The sequence below is a fragment of the Mycolicibacterium obuense genome, assembly GCF_055397605.1.
In genome coordinates this window covers 145007-170220 of sequence record NZ_LC872746.1, presented here as the reverse complement: position 1 = coordinate 170220, position 25214 = coordinate 145007, and the positions used below count along the sequence as shown (strand labels likewise).

The window sequence follows — 25214 nt, the reverse complement described above, 5'->3', positions numbered from 1 at the left end:
ACGTTGAATCGAGGCCGAGGCCGTAGGACACCACTACCGACGGTGGACGCGAACCGTGTAGGCCGGACAGTTCCAATTCTGTTGTGGCACAGACATTCATTCGTAGGCAAACTCTCCGTGAGGGTGTCTATAGCCTACCATTGCTGATAGGCTATAGACAGCCGCCACTTATGGCGGTGAGCCCTATCTCCTACACGAGAGGTGATGCCCCGCATGAACTCCAGCGCTTCTGTTGACTCCCCGATCGCCTACAGCCTCAACGAGGACCACTGCGACGTACCTATCGCCTACACGCTCACGCCAGCGGGCATGGGGGCGGCGACCCATGCCGCTGCTGGGCTCACTTCTGGAAGGTAGGCCGGGCTAAGGGTCGCCTCGATACCCCGCCTACTCCAGGGTGGACTGCCTCGCAGAACCTGCACCCCACGTTTTCCGTTGACGCAACCCATCGAACGAAAGAAACTACAATGCCTCTCATGAGCCAGCTCCAGCGCCGACCGGTGACCTACACCCCAGAGGAAGCATCATCTCTGGCCATCGCCGCCGCCGGCCTCGCCGGGTTCCCCGACAGCGACTCTGTTCGCGACCTCCTGGCCCGCATGGACCGTGGTGAACTCAACGAAGACCAGGCCGCCGCTGAGGTGGTCGCGCGCTTCACACAGCCGGGATTCAGGGACAGGTGACGTCCTACGACACGTGGGATAGCTACTTCTGGCCTGATGCGCCAGGCGTGCTCAAGAACAAATTCGGCATCAAGAGCTACCCCGACCTAGCGGTTGCCGAAGCGCATGCCGTCGCGCCGCGCATGCGCGGCATCATCCTCGATGACCACTCCGCGCTTCCCGAGACCGTCGACCTCGATTACTACCGCCGCGTGCACCACCGCATCTTCCAGGACGTGTACGCGTGGGCCGGAACAACGCGAGTTGTTCCGGAGAACGCGATGGCAAAGCAGTGGCGCGATGTCGTCAATTTCGCCCCCGACGACCGGTCCGCTCCATGGGTCACCTACCGCTACCCAGCGGGGCGTCTCGTAGAGGAGCAGGCCACTGCTGTGTTTGCCCAACTCCAGCACGCATTGAGTGACCCCGCAAACCTTGCCCCACAATCGTTTATCCCGACGATAGCCCGGCACTGGGGGCAACTCGATCAGGTCCATCCCTTTCGTGAAGGCAACACGCGCAGCCAAACCATGCTGATGGCCACCGTATGCCGCAAATACGGCTACGCCCTCGATGGCGTGCAGCTCCTCGCACGTCGGGAAGAGTTCATCGGCGCCCGCTACCACGGGCACAGCACCGGGCAGTACGGCCGCCTCACAGCGCTGCTGCTGGACACCGTAGAACCTCGCTCAACAGAACAGGTCACTGACCAAGAACGCCGGTGGGCCAAGTCTCTCGCTCCGCCCAGCCACGGCCTCAGCCTCTAGCCGTAGGCACTGGCCAGATAGGTGAATCCGGGAAGCCGACCTGCGATCATCCGAGACCGCGGATCGACCTGCGGCGGGGGCCGCTATCGTGGCCTAATCGCCAGGTTGCTTCGAAAAACTGGAGACTTTCGAAATGCGCGGTTCAGGACGGACGCAGGTTTGGGATGGGCACCGCAAGCGCTCTGATCGCAGTGTGGTGTCGGCGCGCACCCTGCAGTTCAAGGGCTGGACTTCCGGTTCGTCGCCGAACGGGTGACTGCGCCCACCGACTGGTGCTTCCAGGAACCTCACCACGTGTTCGTCGTGCACCGCCGCGGGGATCTTGCGTCGATGGAAATCGAGTTCGAGGACGGGCCGTCGGGCCCCTGCCTTCCGCGTGTGGGCGACGTGTGGGTGATCCCGGCCGAGCGGCGCTACGCCGCGCTGGCACGTGGGTCTACAGTTGGATTCTGCGAAATCACCGTCCCCACAGCTATTTTCGGAGGAAGGGATGTCAACCCTCGTGTCGGCCACGCGGACACGCTGCTGCACCGCCTGGTGGACCGCCTAGCCAGCCAGGCCCTTCAAGAGGGTGCAGCAGCACAGCTGTTCCGGCAGTCGCTGGCCCAGACGATGCAGATGCACATAGCCGACCTGTACCCCGCGACCGATGTACGTCGGCGTCTCGCCCAACCCAAACGCAGCATGGAAATCCACGATCAGCAGATCGTTATCGACTACCTGCACACCGAACTGGACCATCGTATCGATCTGAACAGGTTGGCCAACCTCGTGGACATGACACCGAGTACGTTCCTGCCAGCATTCACAGCCGCCTTCGGTACAACCCCGCACCAGTATCTAATCGAGCAACGCATCGCGCGAGCACGGGAGATGCTATCGGCGAGTTCGGTAACCATCACCGAGATCGCCGCTGCACTGGGATTCTCCACGCCAAGCCACTTCTCCACCACGTTCAAGCGACGCGTCGGTATGAGCCCGACCAGCTACCGCACTCTGTCTGCAGGGGCATAGCGCCTAGCGAATAGGCTGCTCGTTGCGCGAGCACGTCACACGCATCTAGTTTCCGTCGTCGAAGCTGCCGGTGTCGGTGCTGTCGTCGAAATCCGGTGGTGTGTCGTCGATGACACCATCGTCGTTGGAGCTTTCCGGGGTGTCGTCGAATGCGGGGCCATCGTCGGAATCAGGTGGCGGGTCGGTGTCTCCGGTGTCATTTGTGCCGGCATCGCTGGGTTCGTCGGTGTCGATGGAGTCGTCGCCGGGAGTGGTGTCAGTGTCGGGTGTATCGCCGCCGCCGTGGTTGGGGTTGGTGCAGATGGTGCCGTCACAGTCGTCGCCGCCGCCGTGGTTGGGGTTGGTGCAGATGGTGCCGTCGCAGACGACGTAGCTGTTGGTGCCGTCGGGGTTCTTGATCGCGTTGGGTGCGACGTAGGTGCCGGTCGGGCAGGCGGGGTCTTGGTTGCGGGCGCAGTAGTCGTGGGTGAGGTTGTTGCCGGTGGAACCGTCAGCGCCGGCTGGGCCTCCGTTGAGGGGGTTACCGTTGGCGTCCCAATACCCTGGTGGATCACCGCCGCCGTGGTTGGGGTTGGTGCAGATGGTGCCCTCACAGACGACGTAGGTGTGGCTTCCGTCGGGATTCTTGATCGCGTTGGGTGCAACGAAAGTGCCGATCGGGCAGGCGGGGTCTTGGTTGCGGGCGCAGTACTCCTGGGTGAGGTTGTTGCCGGTGGAACCGTCAGCGCCGACCGGGCCTCCGTTGACGGGGTTACCGTTGGCGTCCCAATGCCCGCCGTTGGGGGTCAGCGACACGAACGGCCCGACATAGCTGCCCGGCGTGCAACTGGGATCAAGGTTGTGGCCGCAAAATTGCAGGGTCACGGTGTCCACGGAATGTCCAGCAGGGCCCGATGGCCGTGGCGCGGCCGGGACGCCACGCTCATTGCTGGGCGTTGCAGAGTCGCCTGTGCAGCCGGCCAGCAATAGTGTCAGCAGTGCGCTGGCCACGACGGCGAGAACACGTGGGAACATCAAATCTGTACCCTCATATAGGTATTCGAGCTTTCTGTGCTGGGACGACCGAGAGGCTCGGCATACGCACCGCACTGTGGCGACGGATGCGTCGTAGTTAGCCCCTCTCTCAGGGGCGGGCCGCAAACACCTTAGGGATGGAGCACCTACCAACGCTTTCGAAAAATAACCGGCCTTGCAGAATCCCACCGATTTCACAGACGCTGCCGGCCGGCCGGCAGTTTTAGGTCGGAACCTGGACCATCATCTGTTGATCACGATGGATGTAGAGACCGCGACCTGCCGGCAGGCGGTGGCCCCTGCGGCGGCCCACGAGGTTCGCGATGTCCGGACTGGCCGGTCATGCACTCAGGGCCCCCTCCCGCTGTTTCCTACGATCCGTCCGGCCTCAGCCGTGCCCGCGTCAGTAGAACTACGCCTGGATAGAAGAAGGACACGGACATCGCATGCCTGCTCGCGTCGAGCCTGTCGCGGCCTTAGGTGTCGCGAATGGTCCAGTTCAGGGCCGTTTTCCCGTTGACTTGCCCTAGCTTTAATGGTAGGCTATAGCCATCCACTTAGAAAGGCAGGCGCGTTATGTCCACCTTCACCGTGTACACCAAGCCCAACTGCGTGCAGTGCACCGCGACTTTCAAGGCGCTCGACAAAGCGGGGATCACCTACGCGAAAGTCGACATCAGCGTCGATGCCGAGGCCCGCGACTACGTGATGGCCCTGGGCTACCTGCAAGCCCCCGTCGTGGTAGCCGGCGATGATCACTGGAGCGGCTTCCGACCCGACCGCATCAAGGCCGCCGGCAACCCTGCGGTATCCGCACCCGATGCAACAGCGATGCCCGCATGAGCGCCCACCGGCACTGCCTCGTCAGGCTGTGCGCATGCGCCCCACGCTGACACCCGACCAACGCCACCTCCTGGCGTTCGTCGGCAGATCATCAGGCAGTGCCCTCCTGGACGCATTCCTCGAGGAACGCGCACTGCGATCCCTGCTGGCCCGCGCAGGCGGCGCCAGCGGCCCGACCGCCCCTCACGGCGCACCCGACTGGATGACCAGCTACTGGACCGTCGGATCAAAGTTCATCAGCCCCCGCCCCGGCTCCGGCCCCCCGCGTGCCACGGTCACCGCCACTCAGATTCAACGACTCGGACAGGCCCTGCCAACCGCGCTGCGCAGCCAGATAGCTGACCTGCTGACCGCGACCCGAGCCGAGCAGCACCGCACATGGCAGTGGTGCCGCTGCCCCCACGCCCGCACGCCCCCCAACGCACACAGCCGACCATGCTCTCGCTACCACCCCACGGACGAGGAAGACCGCGAGCATTACCGCCGCACCACAGAGATGCACGAACAGGCCGACGCCCTGCTGCGCCGCGTTCTCGACCTCGGTGCCGACGCTCAGCTCGACCTATTTGACCAGCTGACCTAACCACAAGCCCCACATATTGGATGGCTATCACCATCCATTCTGTGGTAGGCTATAGCCATCACCCATTGTTGAGAGGACCCCCCCATGCTGACGATCACCGACCTCTACTGCGGCGCTGGAGGCTCCACGGCTGGTGCTGTGATGATCAACAACGTCGTGGCCAGGGTCGCCAGTAACCACTGGGACAGGGCCATCGAAACCCACAGCGCCAATCACCCTGACACCGACCACATTCAGGCCGACCTCTCCCAGATTGACCCGCGTCTGTTCCCCACCACTGATCTGCTGTGGGCCAGCCCGAGCTGCACCAAGCACAGCATCGCCCAGGGCCGCAAACGTCAAGACGCCCAACCGGATCTGTTCGGCGAGATTCTCCCCGAGGCCGCCGCCGAGCGCTCCCGCGCCACCATGTGGGATGTCGTGCGCTTCTCCGAGTACCACATGTACCGCGCCGTGATCGTGGAGAACGTGGTCAACGTGGTGTTCTGGCCGCCCTTCCAGGCGTGGCGCATGGCAATGGAATCCATCGGCTACGTCGGCCAGATGGTCTACCTGAACTCAATGCATGCGCAACTGCTCGGTCGCGGCGCCCCCCAGTCGAGAGACCGGTTCTATGCGATCTTCACCCGCGCAGGCGATCCCCGCCCCGACGTCAAGCGGATCGTGTCCCCCTACGCGGTGTGCCCCGCCTGCGGACCGGTCCGCGCCGTCCAGAGCTTCAAGCGCACCGACCGCGCACCGTGGGGTAAGTACCGCGCCCAGTACGTCTACCGCTGCCCCAACGTCGCGTGCCGCAACCAGGTGATCGAGCCGACCTACCGCCCGGCCGCCGACATCATCGACTGGTCACTGACCGGCACACGCATCGGTGAGCGCACCCGCCCCCTGGCCGACAAGACCATGGCCCGCATCGCCGCCGGAATCCAGCGCTACTGGCAGCCCATGCTGGTACCCGTCGAAGGACGCGACGGCAAGAACGCCGCCCCGGTCGACCAGCCGACACGCACCATGACCACGCGCAGCGAGACCGCGCTGCTGGTCCCGACCGGAGGCACCTGGCGCAACGAAGCTGTCGCCGTCGATCAACCCATCGCCACCCGAACCACCCGCGAGAACGACGGCATCGCCTTCGCGCCCTTCATCGCCGAACTCCGCGGCGGCTCCAGCGATGCCCGCTGCACCACCGAAGCACTCTCGACGGTCACCGCATCCGGCAACCACCACGGCCTGGTCTACACCCCCGTCACACGCGGCGACGTGTTCCACGGACGCTGGAACCCCACCGAGCCCCGCCCCCTGATCACGAGCTACTACGGCAAAGGCGGCAGCACCCCTGCCAACGAAGCCCTGCCCACCGTCACCACCGTCGAGCGCCACAGCCTGATCACCAGCGGACCCGCCCCCGCACCGCCACAGCACATCGACATCAACGACGTGTTCTTCCGGATGCTGGAGCCCCGCGAAATCACCGCCGCGATGGACTTCCCCACCGACTACCGCATGCTCGGCACCCGACGAGAGCAAGTCCGCCTGGCAGGCAACGCCGTCACCCCACCAGCCGCCCGCGATCTCGTCGGACTCGTCGTGGAAACGCTGACCGGCGAACCCGCCACCGTCACCACCTGACAGCCCGCACTGCCAGCCCCCTCCCCCAACCCAAGGAGTGTTCCGATGACTGAACAGCACGCCGCCACCCCCGGGCGCCCCATCGCCCTCCCGCTGACCACCGCCCGCATCCACGCCTACCAACGCGACGGGATCACCCCCGCCCATCACCAGCAGCGGACCGAGGCTCATAACCCCTTCTACGCAACCGAACTGGGGGACGTGAACCTCTGGACGCCCAGCGGCCCCCGCCTGATCGCCTACAGCACCGACTTCGATCCGCTCGACCCCCATGCCCGCGCCCGTGATGTCGCCGCCCGCCTCAACCACCACCTGGCGAGCCTTCGCTGACATCCGCGACCCCGCGCGAACGGAGAACACCATGACCCTCAGGCTCGTACACCCCGTCCACAGCAACTCCGATACCCGCCAAGCTCTGCGGCGCGAATTCGAACACGTCGACCCCGCCGTGAACCGCGACGACCACGCACCCTCGGTCCCCGACACCCTCACATACATCACCAACGTCCTCAGCGGCCACCGACGGGCCACCGGCACCCTTGCCAGCCGCGTCGCAATCATCATCACCACCAGCCCGGCGTTGCGCGACGCGATGCTCCCCCTCCTACTGAACGACCCTGATGCCGGTGCGTCGCTATGGACGCGCTTCGCGCGCCAACTCCGATCCAGCGCCCGCGTCGAGGCACTGACTATCGCCGGATGCGCCTACTGCCTCGCCGGGGACAACGTGCGGGCCGCCATCGCATGCGAACTCGCCATCGCCGAAGCCGCCGAGATCGACGGCCGCGCTCCGCGCCTTGCCGACTTGATCGTCTACACCCTCGATATCGCCGTCGACCCCAAAGCGGCCATGCGCCACGCCATTCTGGCCTCACAGAGCGCTACCTAGCTCCCGCGCGTGCTGTGAGCCCGCCACCGCCACAACAACGGGTTCACTGCGGGGTTTGTTGCGCGATTCGCATGTTCCCTTCGGCCGCGCGCCTGCGGCGCGGATGCCCGCCTCGCGGCGGGCGCATCCGTAGCCCCTCACCTTCACACCGTCAGCAGGGGGCGCAGCCTAACCGGCCGGGGGCCCGACCGGTCAACCCACACCGACGTCGACCTACACAGGCCGAGTGACCTTTTCGGCCCTACCAAGCTCGCTGCCGCTCGCGGGCCGAAAACCCTGCTCCACCCGCCGCCGCCTCTTCGGGGTTGACCGCCCACCCTCACCCGGTTGACCGCACCCCAGCGCCGACCGGCGCACCACCAAGTCACACCACGAAACGGAGAACCATCATGCCCATCCCCACCACCGCAGCACTGGCCTACGCCCGAGCCGACATCCACGCCGCGGTCGCTGCCGCCGACGACCCCCACCGCCGCCGCCAATACGCCCTCTCGGCCCGCGACTACGCCGTCACCGTTCTCCTGGCCAACGACGCCACCGCCGACCAGACCCGCCACGCCGACTACTACCTCACCGACGCCGAGGCCTTCATCGCCACCACCGCCGACCACTAGCCCCATCCGCGCCACCGCCTGCGGGACCGCCCCACCCGGGCCAGTCCCGCAGGCCATCGCGCGGACTAGAACTACCGAAGGCTCACCATAGACGAGGCTGGCCGCCCAACAGCGCAGCCTCCACCGCCGCGCCGTCCCAGCCGGAACGCACCGCCGCACGCAACGCCAGCGCCTGCTCCCGCCGTGCCTTCACACCCGCCTGGCGCGCGATCACCGCAGGCGATCCCCCGCCGCGCCGCGCCCGCGCCATCCTCTCCATGTTCTCCCGCTGCGTCCCACCGACCACATGAGGCCGCACCCCGTCGCGCAACTCGTCGGCAGTGATCACACGAACACACATCGGCACATCACACTCGTGCAGCGCCCGCACGTACCCATCGAGTGCCGCACCGTCTGCGGCCACCGCAAGGGCATACCGCGGTGGACGCACCATGCGCAGCCTGCCGTCGCGGCGAATCGCGAACCGACCGTAACCGTCATCACCGATCGCACCGGTCCACAGCCAGCAGTCCTGGCGACCCGGCCCTGCGACCACGCGGCTGAAAAACCTTGCCACCTCTGCCATGTCGCGGTCCGGATCAACCGCCAACTCCCGCGCCAAAGCGCCCACCCGCCGAAGCCTCGCTACGCGCTCAGGCTCGCGGCCGCGCCTACCGTCAGCTCCTCAGCGTCGGTCGCCTCCCTGTCGCCGAGCTCTCCACCAGCAGTGCCTGCGTCCACTCCACTGGCCGACACCACCGCGGCATCCTCAGCGCCGGCTCCCCCGTCCTGCATGGACCCAGCCTGCCCTGCCTGCGCCCCGTCAGGGTCCGCCGCCTCAGCTGCGTCCTGCGAGCCGACCGCCAGCTTGCCCAAGTCGCGCACTCGGTTCTGGCTCTGACCCGTCTGGCTCGCAATGGCCGCCACCGTCTCACCCTGCCCCCGTAGCCGCATCACAGCCTCACCGGCCGCCCGCTCACACCGCGCCGTTTCCTCCCGCGCCGCCTCGGTCAACGTGGCGATTCGTTCCTCGGTCTCCCGTTCAATCCGCTCGACACGTTCGGCGGCCTTCGTGCGCGCCGCCGCTACCTGCTCTTCGAGCTTCATCCCCACCGCCGCCGCACGGTCAACTTCGGCGAGAAACTCCGACAGACCGTCGACAATGGCCGCCTCGCGCGCCTCCCGTGCGGCCTTCTCGGCGCGCCGCGCCTCCAGAACCCGCTGCTTCACTGCATGTTTCGTCGTTGCTTTAGCCATGTTTCCGGATGCTAGCCATCCCTTACGACGCAATCACGCTTCCCTTCTTCCGCAGCCACCCACTCACCCCTGATTTCACCCTCACCACCGTCTCACCCCTGTTGACCTGCATCGTTGCTTTCCAGCCTGGCTTGGTCCCACACACCTCTTGCACTTAGGTCACGAAGGTCGCGAATCAACCTGAAGTTGACGCGTATATCTGGCGCATGGGACCAGCGCCGGATGCGCTTCATTGAACCACTTTCGTGTTCCTCCTGGTAGACGGATTTCGCTCGCAGGTGTGGTAACTTGCGGTTGTCATTGACAACTCTAAGTTGACGATAGATGGAGGTTCTCTTGTGAGCGTTCCGGGGTCGGCGCACTTGGTTCTTGCCTCGGGCGTGGTTCACCTGGACGAGGCCAGCGCAGTCTTCGAAGCGATGCTGTCTGGGTGGGGTCGTCAACAGGCGTCTCGGCTACTCGCTGCTGAGGCCACGATCGAGCCGCGGCTGGCGTTGGTGCGGCGGTTCGCAGAGTTCGCCGGGGCGCCTCCGTGGGACTGGACTGCCGGCGATGTCGAAGACTTCACGGCCGCTTTGATGTCGGGCCCGGAACGCAAAGCACCGTCGACCATTCGCGGCTATCACATGTCGTTGCGGATGTTCTGCGACTACCTACTCGATAGCCGCTACGGTTGGATCGCGCAATGCGAGAACAGGTTCGGACGGATCCCATCGCAGGTCTGTCACGACTACAACACCGCCGCGCATCTGGTCGACTACGAGGGCAAGCCCGCGCGTCGCCCGTTCACCTACGACGAACTGGAAACATTGTTCGATTTCCTCGATGATCGCGTCGATGTTCTCGCTCGGTCCAGGAACAAAGGCGCGTTCGCGGCGCTGCGCGACGCACAGATGATCAAGACGGCCTACGCCTTCGGTTTACGCCGCCGCGAGCTGTGCTATCTCGATCTCGCCGACCTGCGTCCGAACTCGCGGATGCCGGCCTGGGGCACGTTCGGCGCCGTCCACGTTCGCTACGCCAAATCACGTCGCGGCAGCTCTCCCAGGCGTCGCACCGTGCTCGCCGTTCCGGAGTTCGACTGGGTGATCGACGGACTGCGCCAATGGGTCGACCACGGCCGCCCACTCCTCAGCCCCGGGAACCGTCAAGAGCTCTGGCTGACCGAGCGTCGACGGCGCGTGGCGACCAAGACCATGGATAGGCGATTCGCCGTCGCACGGGTGCAAGCGGGACTGCCTGCCGAGCTCACCTTGCACTGCCTGCGGCACTCCTATGTCACCCATCTGATCGAGTTCGGTTATCCGGAGCGGTTCGTCACCGAACAGGTGGGGCACTCGTATGCCTCGACCACCGCGATCTATACCTCGGTGTCCGACGACTTCAAGACCAAAACACTGCAGGCGGCGCTGCGCCGCGTCTACGGATCATCCACGACGACAGGTGAAGGCGGAGATGAGCACTAGGACCGTGCTGCGGTGGAACCTGCGTCAGCTGATGGCCCAGAACGGAATGTTCGCCACCACCGACCTTGTCGCACCGCTGCACGAGCGTGGCGTGGAGATCTCCCGACAGATGGTGCACCGGATCGCGACCAAGCCCCCGCAGCGCATCAATCTCGACCTGCTCGCCGCCCTCTGCGACATCTTGTCGTGCACGCCCAACGACCTGCTCGAGCTCGTCGCCGAACAAGTCCGTGAGGCGCCCGCGGTCAACGACAGCGGACCCGGCATCGGCGACCTGCGACCCATCCGCGCCACCATCCGCCGCCCCCACGACAACCAGTGACTCAGCGGGCCTGCTGGGAGTGTGCAAGCACCATCCGGCTAACCCCACTGACGCACGGGCGTCGCATCTGTGTCGCATGCCGTCGCAGACGGCACTATCACCCCGAGAAATGCCCGCGGTGTGAGACCGTGCGGCCACTGGCGTGGCAGCTCGACGATGCCATCGTGTGCGCCTCCTGCGCCGGTGTCGCATCGATCTTCACCTGCAGCGAATGCGGCCGCGAAGAACACCCCTACGGGTTCTACCGATGCGCCCGCTGCTTCCTACGCGAGCGCCTCACCGAGCTGCTCACCGACCCGATCAGCGGCACGATTCATCACCGACTACGGCCCGTGTTCGACGAACTGATCAACGCCGACCGCCCACAGACGGTGCTCTGGTGGCTGCGAAAGAAGCCCGGTACCGGCCCGCAGCTCCTTCGCGACATGGCCTGCGGAACGCGTGAAATCAGCCACGACACCTTCAGCGATCTTCCCTCGGACCGAGCCCACGATTACTTGCGCAGCCTCCTGGTCGCGGTCGGCGTTCTGGGCCCGATCGACATCCGCGTCGAACGGATGCTGCCCTGGATCGAGGACGTTGTAGCCGAGCTTCCGGCCGAAGACGCCGCCATCATTCGCCGATTCGCGCATTGGCATGTACTGCGCCAGATGCGCAAGGCCTCCCACGAGAACCGGCTGACGAGATCGATGACCGATGCCTGCCGTCGTCGCGTCCGCGTGGCGATTCAGTTCATGGCGTTTCTGCACACCCACGACGCCACTCCGGCGACAGCGACACAGGAGATGCTGGAGCGCTACCAGGCGCTCCACCGGAGGCCGCTCACTGCCGAGTACGCCTTCCTCGTCTGGCTACGCCAATCCCGCATCAACACCACACTGAGGGTCACCGATCCGCCACGGTCACCTCCCTCGGTAACCGTCTCGGATTCCCAGCGGTGGGCCGCCGTCGGGCGGCTGCTGCACGACGACACAATCCGCCGCAAAACCCGCATCGCGGGACTGCTCACATTGTTGTTCGCCCAACCTCTTTCGCGCATCGTCGCCCTGCGATCAAGCCAAATCTCGATCTCCGACGATCACGCCGTGCATGTCGTCTTCGCCGCCATCCCCATCCAAATGCCTCCCCTACTCGACGACCTCATCCGCGAGCATCTGGAGCAGCAATGCGAAAGCCGCTACACCCCATCCCATACGGGCTGGCTGTTCCCCGGCCGACTTCCCGGCACCCACCTGTCCACCGAGAACATCCGCACCCAGCTCGTCGCGGTCGGGGTGAAACCCTACGAACATCGCAAAGCCGCCCTCTTCCAGCTCGCCAGCGACATGCCCGCACCCGTGCTGGCCGAACTGCTCGCGATCACCACCAAGAACGCAGCCGCCTGGGCCAAACTCGCCGCCCGCGACTGGACCGATTACGTCACCGAACGCGGCAGATCAATGCCGCATCGAAGGCGGAGCTAACTCGCAACAGCGATGTCGTAACCACTCCATGCCGCCGAGGCCACGATTCGCCTGCTCTCGTCAAAGTTGTTCTTTGTCAATCCTCCTCGCCACAAGTCAAGCAATCGAGAAACGGGTTCAAGCAGTTGCGCGCCCTCAAGCGTCTGAGACGCCGAACCGCGGGTGACCTGCACTTCGGGTAGCTCACTACCCTGCTGCGAGTCTCCGCACCTCGCTGTGGAACGGAAACCAGCGTACGGCCTCGCCGATGATGGCGACGAATGGTCCTTCGATGCCATCACCGACGCGATTTGCGAGAGGCGAAAAGGGCCCGAAGACCAGCCGGCTCGACATTGTGATTTCGTTGTGCCTAGCGAGCTGAGCGCGCCGGGCGGCCCGTCTTCTTGGTGGCGATGTTCGATTTTATGGCGTCGCTGTCGGTGTTGCGGTGGGCGGCGAGAAAGTCATCGACGATGTTCGCGCAGTCATTGTGAGTGATAGTGCGAAGCCCGGTCATTCGGGCGAAGGCGAGTGGTCCGACGAGTTGGCAAAGCGCCAGTTCCTGGTCGAAGTCGTTGAGTTCGGCTTGAGCTTTTGGGCTGGTGAGTACGGCGTCAAATGGTTGACGATATTGATCGACAACTCGGGTCCGTAGCGCCCCGGATGTGTGGCGGTCTTCCGCTTGGGCATTGGAGCCGGTGGGCCCCAATGAGAGCCACGCGAGTGTCGTGACATGCAGCGGTGCGTCGTTGAAAAGGGCGGCTTGGCGGCTGAGCAATTCGATCAGCTGCTCACGGAGGGGTCCGCTGGTCGGTGCCGGAGTGGTCACTTGTGGAAGTAGGCGTTCGAACGTGGCTGCCAGTAAATGCGACGAACTGTGGAAGTGGCGGTACAGCGTGGTTCGGGCCACTTTGGATGCTTTGGTGACGGCATCGATAGTGACCGCTTCCACCCCACCGGTGCTCAGTAGCGTTGCCGCAGCATCCAGCAGCCGGGTGCGTGACCGGATGAGCCGAGGGTCCACGTCGTCGTCAGGGACGGGCACTGCCTGACTGTCGCTCACTCGTTCACCTCGGCGGTCGATCTTCACGCGATGCTGTCACGGCAGTCTAGCAGTGTGGTACTAACGGTAGCGCAGCGAAACCGATCGTATTGGAGGGTGACGGTGCCCGAAAGCCTGTTGCCGCCCGAGCGGCTGCCCTCGCACACCACGACATGCATGGGTTGCGGCCCGGACAACCCCCACGGACTGCGGTTGGTGGTGCATCGTAGCGGCGACGCGGTGTACACCGATGTGACGTTCGATGAGCGCCATATCGGGGCCCCGGGCCTGGCCCATGGCGGGGCAGTGGCCGCGGCATGTGATGACGTCCTGGGCTTCACGTTGTGGATCGCCGGAACCCCGGCGGTGACCCGCACCCTGACGGTCGAATATTTGCGGCCGGTGCCGCTGCATCAGACCCACCGGATTACTGCCCACATCGTCTCTCGTGAAGGGCGGGCGCTGCATGTCACGGCGACAGGCACGGGTGAGGGTGGGATCGCCCGCTTCACCGCCAGTGCAGTGTTCATTGTCGTCAGCCCTGAGCACTTCGCCGCACACGGCGATGTCAGCGCTTTCGGCGATCTTCTGGAGCAGTTCTCGCGCCGCGGCGGCCTCGACCCGGAGCCGTCATGACTGTCCCTCAGGCGCGCAGCCACGGGAAAACCCCGCCTTCGGAAGCGAACTCGGTCGCTGCAGAGAAGCGAGCCGCTAACGCGTCGCGTTCACGCGCGTCCGCACGGCGCCGGGAGACCATTCTTGATGCAGCTTTGGTCGTGGCCGCGGCGGGTGGTTACGAGGCGGTTCAGATGCGGACAGTTGCCGAGCGGGTCGGCATCGCCGTCGGCACGCTTTACCGCTATTTCCCGGCGAAAACCCACTTGCTGGTGGCAGCGCTGACGCGCGAGTTCCGTCGACTCGACTCGGCCGGGGACTGGGCGAGTGGTGAGGGCACACCGCTGGAACGGCTCGAACGGCTCACCGCACATCTGCATGACCGCTGGCAGCGCGACCCATGGCTGACGACGGCCATGACACGGGCCTTCGCAGTCGCAGATACCCGCGCCGCCGCGGAACTCGACCGCGCGGCCGATGAGATCCAGATCCTGCTGGCCCGCACGCTCAGGGGCGGCGAGCCCACTCCTACCGATCTGCACGTGGCTGGGATCATCTCCGACATCTGGCTGGCCAACCTCGTGGCCTTCAGCGGCCACCGCGCGACAGCCGCCGACACCCGCGACCGCATTGACCGAGCCACCAGGCGCGTCGTGACCAGCGCTGCTAGGCCAGCCGTCTACCGGTAACGATACTGCTGGTATCGCAGCGATACTTGGCGTACTCTTTGGGGATACGGCTCAACGATGCGTCGAAAAGAGACTGCCATGTACACCCAATGGATCGAAAACCTTGTCGTACAACGCCTCTCGCTGCACGGCGGCCTGGTTCTGGATTTCGATGATTACAACGAAATCGTCATCTCCTGCCCCCTACTATTGACGCTTCCTGCCGTCGGCACCTACCCCATCGAGGCGGTGCGTATTGACCCCCTCAGGATCGCGACCCACGAACGCCCGCTGCTGAACCTCGCCGGCGCACTGTGCACCCAGGCCTGGTCCAGCGACGATGGAGGGCTACACCTGAGCTTCTCGCGCGGACATCGCATCGATGTCGATCCCGACGCTGAACAGACAGCGTGGGAGCTCTATGGCATGCGCCACGGCTACATGGCCTGTCTACCTCAAGGACGGGTACGCGTGGTCCGCCATGACCTCCCCGACACCGACGACGCCAACATCGTCAACAGCGTCAGGCAATCATCGGCGGGGTCGGCGCGGCAGACCCACTAATCCGGCCGCGGACACTGCGACGGGTCGACTTGGGCGGCAATACGTGGATCAGGTTGAACGTGGACAGGACCGCCCTGGCGACATCGAGGCGGGCGAGCATTCCCGGATGATGCTGTCGAGGTTTTGTTGCACGCGTTCGGCAGTGATGCCGACCGATGGTGAATACAGCATGATGTGGTCGAGGACGCCGTTGTACCGTCTCAATTGTTCACGGACCTCGTGCGCCGTCCCGGCGACACCCATGGCGTCGATCATCTCCTCGGACACAGCGGCGAACATCGCCGGGAAATCGCGCTGGGCGAATGCTTGCCGGATGGCTCGGCCTTCGCTGGCGAAGCCGTTCACATCGAGTACCGTCTCGTAGGATTTGACCGAGGAGTAGAACGCAATCTGCTGCGCCAGTTCGCGCCTGGCGACCTCGGCGTCGTCGTGGATGGCGCACATCACCATGGAAATGATTTCCACGTCATTGGGGTCGCGGCCGGTGTGCGCGGCGCCCCTGGCGATAGCGGGCCGGACGACCTCTTCGACGTAGGTGGTTGTGAACAGCGGATGTCCGGCTAGGCCGTCGGCCACCCGCCCGGCCGCCTCGCACATCCGGGGCCGGACACCGGCAGTGACGATCGGGATCGGCCTGCTGGAGGGTCCCACGTCGCCGGTCGGGGTGAGATTCATTCTGTAGAAACGGCCCTCGTGATGGATCGGGCCTTCATGCAGGTTCCATATCCGGCGCAGCAGCATCACGAGTTCTTCCATCCGCAGGGCGGGTGCGGAGGTGTCGGGCACGCCGTGCCAGTCGCCCATCATCCGTTTGGTGCCGTTGCCGATGCCGAGTACCAGTCGTCCGTTGGAGAGTTCGTCGAGGTCGCGCGCCTCGGTGGCCAGCACCAGGGGGCTTCGGCCGACGCCGTAGAGAATGGAGGAACCGATCCGACAGTTCTGGGTGCTGTTGGCCATCGCGGCCATGGAGATCGATCCGGACCGAGAATAGAACTCCGAGGCCCATACGGCGTCGAACCCGGCCGCATCAGCGGCCTGGGCGGTCTGGGCCAGTGACTTCAGATCCGCGCCGAGAACCGACAGGCCGTAGGTGCTCATGACTGGTCTCCTGTGCGCGGGCGCAGCCCGTCGAACATGACGGCGCTGAGGGTGCTGGCGACCACCGTCTCGTCGAGGTGGTTATCGGTGACCAGGTACATGAGTGCATTGATGGTGACCGCGCCGAACAGCGCAATCGACGTCGATCGCGCATCGGGCTGAGCGACGAGGGATCCGTCGCGGGCCCCTTCGATGAGCAGGGTTTCGACGGGTTGTTGGTAGGCGGTATTGATCATCTCGGCGATAGCCGGCATGCGGGCCGCTCGTCCCAATTCGCCGATGAGTGCACGGCATACCGCTGGCCGCTGCGCCATTGCCCGCAGTTGTGCGCGGATCACGAGTTCGAGGCGTTCGGCACCGGTGCCGCCGGTGTGCACGATCGCGGTCACAGCATCGAAGATGTCCTTGAGGAGGTCTTCGAGCAGGAAAGCAAGGATGTCCTCTTTACCGGCGAAGTAGTAGTACAGCGTCGCTTTCGGCACACCGGTCACCGCGGCGACGTCTTCGATCTTGGAGTCGTTGAGCCCCTTCTCGGCGAACAAGTCCGCCGCGGCGGGAAGCCGGTCAGAGATCTGACGTGGAATCTTGCGCATTGCCCCCCTGTCCCGTTCGGCCGGTTTAGACTGCGAGTCTAAACCGTCGTTACTTTGGTGGTCGGAGGTCTTGGTGGTCTCGGTGCAAATTCGTTACGACCCGTTCGACGCCTCGATTCTCAACGACCCCTATCCGACGTATCGGTCGTTGCGTGACACGGCTCCGGTGTACCGCGCCGAGGAATCCCATACCTGGGTGTTGAGCCGGCACGCCGACGTCCAGGCCGCAGCACTGGATCACGGCACGTACTCCTCGGTGGACGGCATCTTCCCCACCCCACCGGGATCGGACTTCATCGGCTCGTTCCTGCCGATGATGATCGTGATGGACCCTCCGCGCCACGACCAGTTGCGTGCCCTGGTGAGCCGGGCGTTCACTCCCCGGCGGGTGGCCGGGCTGCAGGGCGCCATCACACAGATGGCCGCGGAGTTGTTCGAGCGCCTCGACGAGGGCTCTGGTTCGGCGGACTTCGTGACCGACTTCGCCGCGATCCTGCCCGCCGCGGTGATCGCCGATCTACTGGGCATTCCCGCCACCGATCGTGATCAGTTCCGATTGTGGTCGAGCCAACTGGTCCAGGTCGACGTCAACCACGGACAAACCACCGACGCACTGACCGCCGCCACCTCGATCTACGCCTACTTCACCGACTTCCTCGCCGACCGCCGCCAAACCCCCCGCGAGGACATGATGTCGGCGTTGGCGAACGCCACAGTCGACGGGATCAGACTGACCGACGAGGAAGTCCTCGGCTTCTGCGCGCTGCTGCTCGTCGCGGGCTACGAGACCACCACCAATCTGCTGGGGAACTCCGCGGTCGTGCTGGCCCAGCATCGGCAGACCCGCCGACGCCTGGCCGCCGATCGAACACTATTGGGGCCGGCAGTTGAGGAGTTGCTGCGCTACGACTCACCGGCACAGGGACTTTCACGAACCCTGACCCGCGACGTCACACTGCACGACACGACCATGCGTCAAGGTGAGAAGGTGCTGCTGCTGTTCGGGTCGGCCAACCGCGACGAGCGCGCCTTCCCCGATCCTGACGTGTTCGACATCGAGCGCACCAGTGAGCACCAGGTCGCCTTCGGTCGCGGCATCCACTTCTGTCTGGGCGCGGCACTGGCGCGGATGGAGGCCCGCATCGCTCTGGATGCTCTGTTGGACAAGGTGCCCGACTGGGAGGTCGATCTTGAATCGGCGCGGCGGCTGCGGTCCGGACCGATCCGCGGCTACACATCGCTGCCCATCACTTGGACCACACCGGTCTAGCCCGTGCCCCTCCTCGACGACGCGTCGTGTGCATCACCGCGCGGCCAGGTTCTTCATCGCCGTCGATATCGAGCACTCCGCCGCGCACGGCGACCTCGGCGCATTCGGCGACATGCTCAAACGATTCGCGGGCTCGAACGGTGATCGACCCATGACCGGACAGGAGAAAGGGGCATGGTGGTGGCAGTGACATTCGCGCACTTCGATGAGCAGATCGCCGACCAGCTGCTCAGATCGCCGAACACAGCAGGTGGACTGTCGAGGTTTCTGAGCTTTCGGCACACCGAACTCGCCGCCGGTCGGCTGGTGGCAGAGATGGAAACCCGTGCCGAACTGCTCACACCCTTCGGCACCCTGCACGGCGGATGTCTATCGGCGATGGTCGACCACTGTCTCGGAGTCGTGTTCTACCCCGTCATTCCGGCCGGATCATGGGTCGCCACCACCGAATTCAAGCTAAACCTGCTGCGACCCGTGTCCACCGGTGTGTGTGTCGCCGTCACCGACATCGTGTCGCTGGGCAAGCGCAGTGGAGTGGCGCGCATCGACATTAGCAACGGCGACAAAGCCGTCTGCGTAGCCCAGGGCACGGTCACGATCGTGAACGCCGCGGGCAACGCACTATGAAGGCGCTTGCTGCCGGGCCCACGCTTCGGGCGGACGACGATCTCGCCAGGAAGGTGTCATGACCTCCGCCGTGCAGCATCGGGTCCGAACCCAGGACGGGATCGCCCTGGCTGCGGACTGCTACGGCCACGATGACGCCCGTCCCGTCGTGCTGCTCCTGCACGGCGGCGGCCAGAACCGGCACGCGTGGAGCACTTCAGCGCGTCGCCTCCACGCATGCGGATACACAGTCGTCGCCTACGACACCCGCGGTCACGGCGACAGCGACTGGGACCCAGCCGGCAGGTACGACATCGAGCGACTCGCGACCGATCTTCTCGCCGTGCGCGAGCACTTCAGCGCCTATACCGCCCCTGCGGTCGTAGGTGCATCCCTTGGGGGCATGACCGTGCTCGGCACGCATCTGTTGACATCCGGGGCGTCGTGGGCGGCGGTCGTCCTGGTCGACGTCACCCCGCGACTTGAATTCCAGGGCGCCCGTCGCGTGGTGACGTTCATGGCCGCACATCCCGATGGCTTTAGCACCCTCTCTGACGCCGCAGAGGTGATCGCCGCGTACAACCCCCATCGCTCGCGCCCGGCCAACGTCGACGGCCTGCGCAAGGTGCTACGGCAGCGTCACGACGGCCGCTGGATCTGGCGGTGGGACCCGGCATTCATTCACTCCAACTTCGACTTTCTCCGCGACGAATCGACCACGGGAACGGAGCAATTCGACGCAATCAGCCACCTGCTGATCGACGGAGCCCGACGGGTCAATGCCCCAACACTTCTCGTAAGGGGCCTCTTGTCCGACGTGGTCTCCCAAGCCACCGTCGACGAGTTCAAGCAACTGGTTCCCCACGCCGAGACCGTCGACGTATCCGGCACCGGACACATGATCGCCGGCGACGACAACGACGCCTTCGGCTGCGCCGTCACCGAGTTCCTCGGCCGGAACCTCCTGTAGGTCGCGACGTTGGTCGAGCACCATCGATCGGCCAGTAGTCAGAACCGATCTTGACTTCACAGCGCGCGAAGCGGAGCCCATGAAGTGTTCTTCGGTTAAGGCCGACTTTGAACTGTGCCGGGCTCTGGTCGAGCTAGACGCCACTACGCACTTGCTGGCCACCATCGGCGTCGAAGAGTTCCTTGGTCCAGCGTTCGAGGATTTCTGCGCTGTCCCAGTCGTCGGGATGAAATCCGGCGCGGGTGTAGGAGCGAAAGCGCGCAATTGCTGCTGGGCTGAATAGCGGGTTATGACGGAAGGCTCGAAGGCTGCGCAGCAAGCGCACCGGGTTGTAGGCGGAACGGTCACCAGCCAGAGAGCGGGTGGTCTGGATGACCAACTCGCTGAACAAGAGGAGGCTGGCGATCCGCATCCCCCAGACCCTGGTGCGTTCGCTTCCACCGACCGTCTCGTAGACATCGAAAGCAACGGCCTTATGCTCGCATTCTTCCAGTGCGTGCCAGAGCAGAATAGGCCGCACTTCGGTGTCGCCGATCAGTTCTTGAGCTTCGTCGCTGGTGAGAATGATCTCGGCGAATGTCGCCGTGTAGTGCTCGAGGGCGGCCGTCACAGCCAGGCGCATCTTGGGAGAAAAACGCTTCTCAAGTCGGCCAACCAGCTTCTTGACATGCCGATCGATCCCCTCGGTGGGATAGCCCATTGCTTGAAGCCGATCGTTGAGCAGCCGATGCTGGTGTCGGTGGGTGGCCTCTTGTGCGATAAACCCCTTGACCGCCTCCTTGAGGTCAGCGTCGCTGATGTGGTCCCGGTACTCGCGGACTGACCGGATAAAGAAGTCTTCGCCTTCGGGGAACGTGGCCGACAAGGTGGACACAAAGTGGCTCATCACCAAGTCGCCATCAACGAAGTGCTGCCGACTGGTCCCAGCAGGCATATCGAATCGAACACGGCGGGGCTTCGGGACGACCCGTGCGGTGGGCCGTGTGGACGAATCGTCGCTCATGTTGTTCTCCCATTCGCCAAGGACGCGCGGTCAATCTGACTCTAAGCCTTGTCAGAATTAGATGGCAAGCTATCCACGTGGTTTCGGCGCGGGTGTATAGCGGAATGTCCGCCGAGGAGCGTCACCGGAACCGGCGCACCCGTCTCATCGAGGCCGCAACGGAGTTGATCGGCACGCGCGGCGTTGCCGCCGCCACTGTGACTGCCGTCTGCGCTGAATCGGGTGTCACGTCACGGTACTTCTACCAGCACTTCTCCGACCGAGACGCACTCCTGCGGGCTGTCTACCAGCAGCTCTATGCCACCTTCCAGGAGGTGATAGTCGACGCGATCCCCGATGCCGGCGAGCCACCGGAGGTATTGGCGTACGCGCCAATCCGCAGGCTGGTCGGCATGATCGACAACGACCCGCGGCTGGGTCGGATCCTGTTCGTGGAATCTGCAACCGAGCCGCTGCTCCGAGAGCTACGCAGCGAACTAATGGCAGGTTTCACCGACCTTGTCTTGCGCGAAGCCAGACTTCACCTCGACATCGCCGACTCTGCCGTGGGGGTTGCCCATTTGGCTTCGACCTTGGGCGTGGGAGGGCTATTCGAAGTCTTGCGCCGCCGACTCGACGGAGAACTGGAATTCACCACAGATGAACTCGTTCAGCACTGCGCAGGTTTCCTGGGCAGCCTAGGCAATTACGTGCTGCTGCAGAACACGGGCCAGTCGGCCACAACCGAAGCGCAAACCTAGAGCTAGCGGCCCCGCTACGCGATGTGGCCGTGCGTGCGCCCGACGACCAACGTCCGAGAACAGCAACAGCAAGACCCTGAACGGCATCCAAGGCCAGTGTCGTCGACTTACAGCGTCAGCCCTGGCTTCCAGAAACCCACTGAGTGTTCGATCATTCCTCTGCCCACTGCGACCGTCGGCCCGGTCCCGACTCGATAGCGGTCGCCGGCCCCTTCGCCAGCCGCGCGCTTTGCGCGGCCTGGCGACGACGGCCCCGCCACCACTTGCACTACATGCGGTAGCGTAGCGATACCGATAGTATCGCTACGATTCGCTACTAGTGGAGGCCCAGTGACCGACGGCACTGCAGATTCCCCAGGCCAGGCCACGCGCCGTGGCCAGCGGGACAACGGATCCCCCAACCCGGCCGAAACCCGCGAGTACAGCGAACGGTTGGCAGCGCTAGCCCGATTCACCCTCCGACACAAAGCGCTGGTCATCGGGGTATGGCTAGGCGCCGCGGTCGTCCTCGCGTTGCTGTTCCCCCAGCTAGAAACCGTGGTGCGCCAACAGTCGGTGGACCTCATCCCTCGCGATGCGCCGTCCTTGCAGACGGTTGACCGCATGAGCGCCGCTTTCGGCGAAGAAGGCTCAAAAACCATGGTGTTCGTCGCCATGGAAGACCCCAATGGCTTGACTCCGACTGCACGGCAGCGCTACGGCGAACTCGTGCGCCGGTTGCAGGGCGAAGGCAACCACGTCCTGCTGGTGCAGGACCTACTGTCCGATCCGATTACCGAAGCCCAGGCAGTCAGCGCCGACCGCAAAGCTTGGTACCTGCCCGTAGGTGTCACCGGCACCCTCGGAGACCCCACGGCCGCCGAATCGGTAAACGCGGTGCGCAACATCGCCGCCGAGGTCTTCACCGGCTCGACCACGACTGTGCAAGTGACGGGACCACCGGCAACCTTCAGCGACATGATCGCATCCGCCGAGCACGACCTGCTGCTGATCTCAATCGCTACCGCGGGCGTGATCGCCCTGATCCTGCTGATCGTCTACCGGTCGGTGTTCACCGCGCTGTTACCGCTGCTAGTAATCGGGTTGAGCCTGGCAGTCGGGCGCGGCGTGCTGTCCGCCCTCGGCGAGATGGGCATGCCCGTCTCCCAGTTCACCGTCGCCTTCATGACTGCGATCCTGCTCGGCGCGGGAACCGACTACACCGTATTTCTGATCAGCCGATACCACGAACAGCGCCGCGCCCAAGTACCCGCCGATCAGGCCGTCATCCACGCCACCGCCAGCATCGGGCGCGTCATCCTCGCCTCCGCCGCCACCGTCGCACTCGCGTTCCTGGCCATGGTCTTCGCGCGGCTCAGCGTCTTCGCCGCCCTTGGCCCCGCGTGTGCCATCGCCGTACTGTTCGGATTTCTGGCCACCGTAACCCTGCTGCCACCGGTGCTGTCGCTAGCCGCCAAACGCGGCATCGGTGAACCCAAACCCGATCGCACCCGCCGCTACTGGAACAGCGTCGCCGTCGCCGTGGTCCGCCGTCCCGTGCCACTACTCATCGTCAGCCTGGTCATCTTGCTCGCCCTGTCGGCAGCGGCAGCAACCATCAAAATCAGCTACGACGACCGCAAGGGCCAACCAGACACCACGGCCAGCAACCTGGGCTACCACCTGCTGGACCGCCGCTTCCGCAAAGACGTCGTCATCAGCGAATTCCTCGTCGTGGAAAATCCGACCGACATGCGGACCGGCAAAGGACTGGCCGATCTTGACGAGATGGCCTCCCGCGTCTCCCAGATCCCCGGCGTCACCAAGGTTTCCGGAGTCACCCGCCCCACCGGAGAGCGCCTCGACCAAGCAGAACTGGCCTGGCAGAACGGCCAGATCGGCGACAAAATGGCCGGCGCCGTCGCCGAGGGCAACTCCCGCAAGGACGACCTCACCAAACTCACCGACGGCGCCGACCAGCTCGCCGACGGCCTCGCCCAACTCGACAGCACCGTGCGCACCGCCTTCACACCACTAGCCGGAATCCTCACCCAAGCCCAATCCGCAGGAACTCAGGTCAACCAATTCCGGCCGCTGCTGCAACAACTTTCCGCCACTGCCCCCGCCGTCGACCAAGCCATCCAATCCGGCCCAGGACTACGACCGCTGGCCAACCAAGCCCAAAACGCAATCACTCAACTCGACCCACTCGTCGGCGCCCTCAACACCTCACCCTGGTGCGCCACCACCCCACAATGCGCCCAAATCCGCAACCAGGTCCAGATCCTGGTCACTCTGCGCGACAACGGATTCTTCAACCAAATCGCCGACCTCGGGGACCGCTACGATCCCGCCACCAATGCCACCGTTGGTGGCACCCTCGCCAACGTCCAGAACGCAGTCGCCTCACTGGACAAGGCATTCGGAGCCCTGGGTGACCCCGCCGACCTGACCACAAATCTCCGCCGATTGCAGGACGGAATCGGACAGCTGGCCTCCGGCGCCCAAGCACTCGCCACCGGCGTCCGCACCCTCGCCGACAGCAACATCGAAATGCTGTCCGGCATGAGCCAGATCGCCACCCAACTACAGAACTCCTCGCGCGCAGCGGCCGACTCCGACTCCTCGAGCGGTTTCTACCTGCCCGCCAACGCATTCGAGAACCGGCAATTCACCGACGTCGCCGAACAATTCCTCTCACCGGACGGCAAAACAGCGCGGTTCATGATCGAAAGCAGCCACGACCCATACAGCGTTGAAGCCATGGACCTCGCCAGCCGCATCACCGACACCGCCAACACCGCACGACCCAACACGTCACTCGCCGACGCCACCGTGTCCGTAGCCGGCTTCCCCGCCGTCAACTCCGATATCCAACGACTCCTCTGGGCCGACTTCGCACAACTAGCCATCGCCACCATCATCATCGTCGGCGTCATCCTGGTCCTACTACTGCGCGCACTCCTAGCACCGCTCTACCTACTAGGCACCGTCGTGCTCAACTACCTCGCATCACTCGGCATCGGCGTCGTAGTCTTCCAATGGGGACTGGGCCACGAAATCGCCTGGCCCGTACCGCTGCTGGCGTTCATCATCCTCGTCGCCGTCGGCGCCGACTACAACATGCTGCTCGTCTCACGGCTCCGCGAAGAATCCGGAACCAACATCCGCGTCGGCGTCCTGCGCACCGTGGCAAACACCGGAGCCGTCATCACCTCCGCTGGCCTCATATTCGCCGCCAGCATGTTCGGCCTCATGGTCGGCTCAGTCGCCATCATGATCCAAGCCGGCCTCATCATCGGCTTCGGGCTGCTGCTCGACACCTTCCTCGTGCGCACCCTCACCGTGCCCGCCATCGCCACACTCCTACGCGAAGCCAGCTGGTGGCCCACCAAAGCAACAAACCCGCGACCCGGTCAGACCAACCCAGGAGGCATTAAGGACGCACCTCACGTGCTGGTCCAGGAGAGGTGAAAAGCGAACAGAGCAATACCCGGCGCTACATGCCGACCAGCGTGAAGGCGTATTCACCCCGAATGAATACGACCCCTGCGCCGGTAGGTTTGGTCACGGCCCGTTCGGATGCTG

General features: G+C 64.6%; 28 protein-coding genes. 21 read left to right on the top strand and 7 right to left on the bottom strand.

From position 1 onward, the window contains the following. The first annotated feature begins 476 nt into the window (after positions 1–476). The 3 genes from ACZ50N_RS28060 to ACZ50N_RS28050 all read left to right on the top strand — a co-directional run bounded on the left by ACZ50N_RS28060 (position 477) and on the right by ACZ50N_RS28050 (position 2443). Positions 477–683 carry a hypothetical protein gene (locus ACZ50N_RS28060; protein WP_052765116.1) on the top strand — a complete coding sequence of 69 codons (207 nt, stop codon included), beginning with the start codon at positions 477–479 and terminating at the stop codon, positions 681–683. After that, positions 680–1429: a Fic/DOC family protein gene (locus ACZ50N_RS28055; RefSeq protein ID WP_046361803.1), complete on the top strand. Its 750-nt coding sequence runs from the start codon at positions 680–682 to the stop codon at positions 1427–1429. The genes ACZ50N_RS28060 and ACZ50N_RS28055 overlap by 4 nt, the downstream gene beginning before the upstream one ends. Positions 1430–1723: 294 nt before the next feature. Continuing rightward, positions 1724–2443, top strand: a complete 720-nt coding sequence (locus ACZ50N_RS28050) for a helix-turn-helix transcriptional regulator (protein WP_464475758.1) — start codon at positions 1724–1726, stop codon at positions 2441–2443. Positions 2444–2488: 45 nt separating this feature from the next. On the opposite strand, the gene ACZ50N_RS28045 is transcribed toward ACZ50N_RS28050, so the two are convergent. Next, positions 2489–3457 carry a hypothetical protein gene (locus tag ACZ50N_RS28045; RefSeq protein WP_046361805.1) on the bottom strand — a complete coding sequence of 323 codons (969 nt, stop codon included), beginning with the start codon at positions 3455–3457 and terminating at the stop codon, positions 2489–2491. A gap of 576 nt (positions 3458–4033) precedes the next feature. Between ACZ50N_RS28045 and nrdH the strand changes: the two genes are divergently transcribed. The 6 genes from nrdH (at position 4034) to ACZ50N_RS28015 (ending at position 8012) form a co-directional block, all read left to right on the top strand. Beyond that, positions 4034–4300, top strand: a complete 267-nt coding sequence (nrdH, locus tag ACZ50N_RS28040; protein ID WP_046361806.1) for a glutaredoxin-like protein NrdH — start codon at positions 4034–4036, stop codon at positions 4298–4300. A gap of 34 nt (positions 4301–4334) precedes the next feature. Then, positions 4335–4883, top strand: a complete 549-nt coding sequence (locus ACZ50N_RS28035) for a hypothetical protein (protein ID WP_046361807.1) — start codon at positions 4335–4337, stop codon at positions 4881–4883. Positions 4884–4967: 84 nt separating this feature from the next. Next, the gene (locus ACZ50N_RS28030) at positions 4968–6509 is read left to right on the top strand and encodes a DNA cytosine methyltransferase (protein ID WP_464475757.1); all 1542 of its coding nucleotides are present in this window, start codon (positions 4968–4970) and stop codon (positions 6507–6509) included. Positions 6510–6554: 45 nt separating this feature from the next. Further along, a complete protein-coding gene (locus ACZ50N_RS28025; protein WP_046361809.1) occupies positions 6555–6839 on the top strand; it encodes a hypothetical protein in 285 nt (94 codons plus the stop codon). A gap of 31 nt (positions 6840–6870) precedes the next feature. Then, positions 6871–7398 (top strand): DUF4192 family protein, encoded by a 528-nt coding sequence (locus ACZ50N_RS28020; protein WP_157863548.1) that lies wholly within the window; start codon positions 6871–6873, stop codon positions 7396–7398. A 389-nt stretch (positions 7399–7787) separates the two neighbouring features. After that, on the top strand, positions 7788–8012 hold the full coding sequence (locus tag ACZ50N_RS28015; RefSeq protein ID WP_046361810.1) for a hypothetical protein: 225 nt from the start codon (positions 7788–7790) through the stop codon (positions 8010–8012). An 82-nt stretch (positions 8013–8094) separates the two neighbouring features. Here the strand turns inward: ACZ50N_RS28015 and ACZ50N_RS28010 are convergent, their stop codons facing one another. Together ACZ50N_RS28010 and ACZ50N_RS28005 are read right to left on the bottom strand one after the other, a co-directional pair. Beyond that, the gene (locus ACZ50N_RS28010; protein WP_464475756.1) at positions 8095–8622 is read right to left on the bottom strand and encodes a hypothetical protein; all 528 of its coding nucleotides are present in this window, start codon (positions 8620–8622) and stop codon (positions 8095–8097) included. Positions 8623–8636: 14 nt separating this feature from the next. Beyond that, complete coding sequence (locus ACZ50N_RS28005; RefSeq protein WP_131705479.1) at positions 8637–9248, bottom strand: hypothetical protein; 612 nt, start codon at positions 9246–9248, stop codon at positions 8637–8639. Positions 9249–9586: 338 nt separating this feature from the next. Between ACZ50N_RS28005 and ACZ50N_RS28000 the strand changes: the two genes are divergently transcribed. From ACZ50N_RS28000 to ACZ50N_RS27990, 3 genes are all read left to right on the top strand, one after another. Further along, entirely contained in the window at positions 9587–10714 is a 1128-nt protein-coding gene (locus ACZ50N_RS28000) for a tyrosine-type recombinase/integrase (RefSeq protein WP_046363131.1), read from the top strand. Next, complete coding sequence (locus ACZ50N_RS27995; protein ID WP_024449211.1) at positions 10704–11036, top strand: helix-turn-helix domain-containing protein; 333 nt, start codon at positions 10704–10706, stop codon at positions 11034–11036. The genes ACZ50N_RS28000 and ACZ50N_RS27995 overlap by 11 nt, the downstream gene beginning before the upstream one ends. A gap of 128 nt (positions 11037–11164) precedes the next feature. Beyond that, positions 11165–12499, top strand: coding sequence for a hypothetical protein (locus ACZ50N_RS27990; RefSeq protein WP_046363130.1), 1335 nt, complete (start codon positions 11165–11167; stop codon positions 12497–12499). A gap of 349 nt (positions 12500–12848) precedes the next feature. Here ACZ50N_RS27990 and ACZ50N_RS27985 read toward each other — a convergent pair whose 3' ends face one another. Then, complete coding sequence (locus ACZ50N_RS27985) at positions 12849–13541, bottom strand: TetR/AcrR family transcriptional regulator (protein WP_011856876.1); 693 nt, start codon at positions 13539–13541, stop codon at positions 12849–12851. Positions 13542–13643: 102 nt separating this feature from the next. Between ACZ50N_RS27985 and ACZ50N_RS27980 the strand changes: the two genes are divergently transcribed. From ACZ50N_RS27980 to ACZ50N_RS27970, 3 genes are all read left to right on the top strand, one after another. Further along, positions 13644–14156: a PaaI family thioesterase gene (locus ACZ50N_RS27980; RefSeq protein WP_011856877.1), complete on the top strand. Its 513-nt coding sequence runs from the start codon at positions 13644–13646 to the stop codon at positions 14154–14156. After that, a complete protein-coding gene (locus tag ACZ50N_RS27975) occupies positions 14153–14824 on the top strand; it encodes a TetR family transcriptional regulator (RefSeq protein WP_011856878.1) in 672 nt (223 codons plus the stop codon). Before ACZ50N_RS27980 ends, ACZ50N_RS27975 begins: the two co-directional genes overlap by 4 nt. A 78-nt stretch (positions 14825–14902) precedes the next feature. Next, positions 14903–15367, top strand: coding sequence for a DUF6188 family protein (locus tag ACZ50N_RS27970; protein WP_024449209.1), 465 nt, complete (start codon positions 14903–14905; stop codon positions 15365–15367). A 48-nt stretch (positions 15368–15415) separates the two neighbouring features. On the opposite strand, the gene ACZ50N_RS27965 is transcribed toward ACZ50N_RS27970, so the two are convergent. Next, the gene (locus ACZ50N_RS27965; RefSeq protein ID WP_011856880.1) at positions 15416–16465 is read right to left on the bottom strand and encodes an LLM class flavin-dependent oxidoreductase; all 1050 of its coding nucleotides are present in this window, start codon (positions 16463–16465) and stop codon (positions 15416–15418) included. After that, the gene (locus ACZ50N_RS27960; RefSeq protein ID WP_011856881.1) at positions 16462–17058 is read right to left on the bottom strand and encodes a TetR/AcrR family transcriptional regulator; all 597 of its coding nucleotides are present in this window, start codon (positions 17056–17058) and stop codon (positions 16462–16464) included. Before ACZ50N_RS27960 ends, ACZ50N_RS27965 begins: the two co-directional genes overlap by 4 nt. A 73-nt stretch (positions 17059–17131) precedes the next feature. On the opposite strand from ACZ50N_RS27960, the gene ACZ50N_RS27955 reads away from it, so the two are divergent. The 4 genes from ACZ50N_RS27955 to ACZ50N_RS27940 are packed head-to-tail and all read left to right on the top strand — an operon-like array spanning position 17132 to position 19904. Then, on the top strand, positions 17132–18328 hold the full coding sequence (locus ACZ50N_RS27955) for a cytochrome P450 (protein WP_011856882.1): 1197 nt from the start codon (positions 17132–17134) through the stop codon (positions 18326–18328). Between the two features lie 28 nt (positions 18329–18356). After that, on the top strand, positions 18357–18518 hold the full coding sequence (locus ACZ50N_RS27950) for a hypothetical protein (RefSeq protein ID WP_156442342.1): 162 nt from the start codon (positions 18357–18359) through the stop codon (positions 18516–18518). Continuing rightward, positions 18503–18955 carry a PaaI family thioesterase gene (locus tag ACZ50N_RS27945; RefSeq protein ID WP_011856883.1) on the top strand — a complete coding sequence of 151 codons (453 nt, stop codon included), beginning with the start codon at positions 18503–18505 and terminating at the stop codon, positions 18953–18955. Before ACZ50N_RS27950 ends, ACZ50N_RS27945 begins: the two co-directional genes overlap by 16 nt. Positions 18956–19013: 58 nt before the next feature. Then, positions 19014–19904, top strand: coding sequence for an alpha/beta fold hydrolase (locus ACZ50N_RS27940; protein ID WP_011856884.1), 891 nt, complete (start codon positions 19014–19016; stop codon positions 19902–19904). A gap of 133 nt (positions 19905–20037) precedes the next feature. Here ACZ50N_RS27940 and ACZ50N_RS27935 read toward each other — a convergent pair whose 3' ends face one another. Continuing rightward, on the bottom strand, positions 20038–20907 hold the full coding sequence (locus ACZ50N_RS27935) for a metal-dependent hydrolase (RefSeq protein WP_011856885.1): 870 nt from the start codon (positions 20905–20907) through the stop codon (positions 20038–20040). 104 nt (positions 20908–21011) lie between these two features. On the opposite strand from ACZ50N_RS27935, the gene ACZ50N_RS27930 reads away from it, so the two are divergent. Together ACZ50N_RS27930 and ACZ50N_RS27925 are read left to right on the top strand one after the other, a co-directional pair. Beyond that, entirely contained in the window at positions 21012–21647 is a 636-nt protein-coding gene (locus ACZ50N_RS27930; RefSeq protein ID WP_011856886.1) for a TetR/AcrR family transcriptional regulator, read from the top strand. Positions 21648–21977: 330 nt separating this feature from the next. Then, positions 21978–25100 (top strand): MMPL/RND family transporter, encoded by a 3123-nt coding sequence (locus ACZ50N_RS27925; RefSeq protein ID WP_464473615.1) that lies wholly within the window; start codon positions 21978–21980, stop codon positions 25098–25100. Positions 25101–25214: the final 114 nt, after the last annotated feature.

Excerpts from the sequence above, each read along its gene's own strand:
- ACZ50N_RS28060 (WP_052765116.1), top strand. The coding sequence starts at position 477 with ATGAGCCAGCTCCAGCGCCGACCGGTGACCTACACCCCAGAGGAAGCA.
- ACZ50N_RS28045 (WP_046361805.1), bottom strand. The coding sequence starts at position 3,457 with ATGTTCCCACGTGTTCTCGCCGTCGTGGCCAGCGCACTGCTGACACTA.
- nrdH (WP_046361806.1), top strand. The coding sequence starts at position 4,034 with ATGTCCACCTTCACCGTGTACACCAAGCCCAACTGCGTGCAGTGCACC.
- ACZ50N_RS28035 (WP_046361807.1), top strand. The coding sequence starts at position 4,335 with ATGCGCCCCACGCTGACACCCGACCAACGCCACCTCCTGGCGTTCGTC.
- ACZ50N_RS28030 (WP_464475757.1), top strand. The coding sequence starts at position 4,968 with ATGCTGACGATCACCGACCTCTACTGCGGCGCTGGAGGCTCCACGGCT.
- ACZ50N_RS28025 (WP_046361809.1), top strand. The coding sequence starts at position 6,555 with ATGACTGAACAGCACGCCGCCACCCCCGGGCGCCCCATCGCCCTCCCG.
- ACZ50N_RS28020 (WP_157863548.1), top strand. The coding sequence starts at position 6,871 with ATGACCCTCAGGCTCGTACACCCCGTCCACAGCAACTCCGATACCCGC.
- ACZ50N_RS28015 (WP_046361810.1), top strand. The coding sequence starts at position 7,788 with ATGCCCATCCCCACCACCGCAGCACTGGCCTACGCCCGAGCCGACATC.
- ACZ50N_RS28005 (WP_131705479.1), bottom strand. The coding sequence starts at position 9,248 with ATGGCTAAAGCAACGACGAAACATGCAGTGAAGCAGCGGGTTCTGGAG.
- ACZ50N_RS27995 (WP_024449211.1), top strand. The coding sequence starts at position 10,704 with ATGAGCACTAGGACCGTGCTGCGGTGGAACCTGCGTCAGCTGATGGCC.
- ACZ50N_RS27975 (WP_011856878.1), top strand. The coding sequence starts at position 14,153 with ATGACTGTCCCTCAGGCGCGCAGCCACGGGAAAACCCCGCCTTCGGAA.
- ACZ50N_RS27970 (WP_024449209.1), top strand. The coding sequence starts at position 14,903 with ATGTACACCCAATGGATCGAAAACCTTGTCGTACAACGCCTCTCGCTG.
- ACZ50N_RS27965 (WP_011856880.1), bottom strand. The coding sequence starts at position 16,465 with ATGAGCACCTACGGCCTGTCGGTTCTCGGCGCGGATCTGAAGTCACTG.
- ACZ50N_RS27960 (WP_011856881.1), bottom strand. The coding sequence starts at position 17,058 with ATGCGCAAGATTCCACGTCAGATCTCTGACCGGCTTCCCGCCGCGGCG.
- ACZ50N_RS27945 (WP_011856883.1), top strand. The coding sequence starts at position 18,503 with ATGGTGGTGGCAGTGACATTCGCGCACTTCGATGAGCAGATCGCCGAC.
- ACZ50N_RS27940 (WP_011856884.1), top strand. The coding sequence starts at position 19,014 with ATGACCTCCGCCGTGCAGCATCGGGTCCGAACCCAGGACGGGATCGCC.
- ACZ50N_RS27935 (WP_011856885.1), bottom strand. The coding sequence starts at position 20,907 with ATGAGCGACGATTCGTCCACACGGCCCACCGCACGGGTCGTCCCGAAG.
- ACZ50N_RS27930 (WP_011856886.1), top strand. The coding sequence starts at position 21,012 with ATGTCCGCCGAGGAGCGTCACCGGAACCGGCGCACCCGTCTCATCGAG.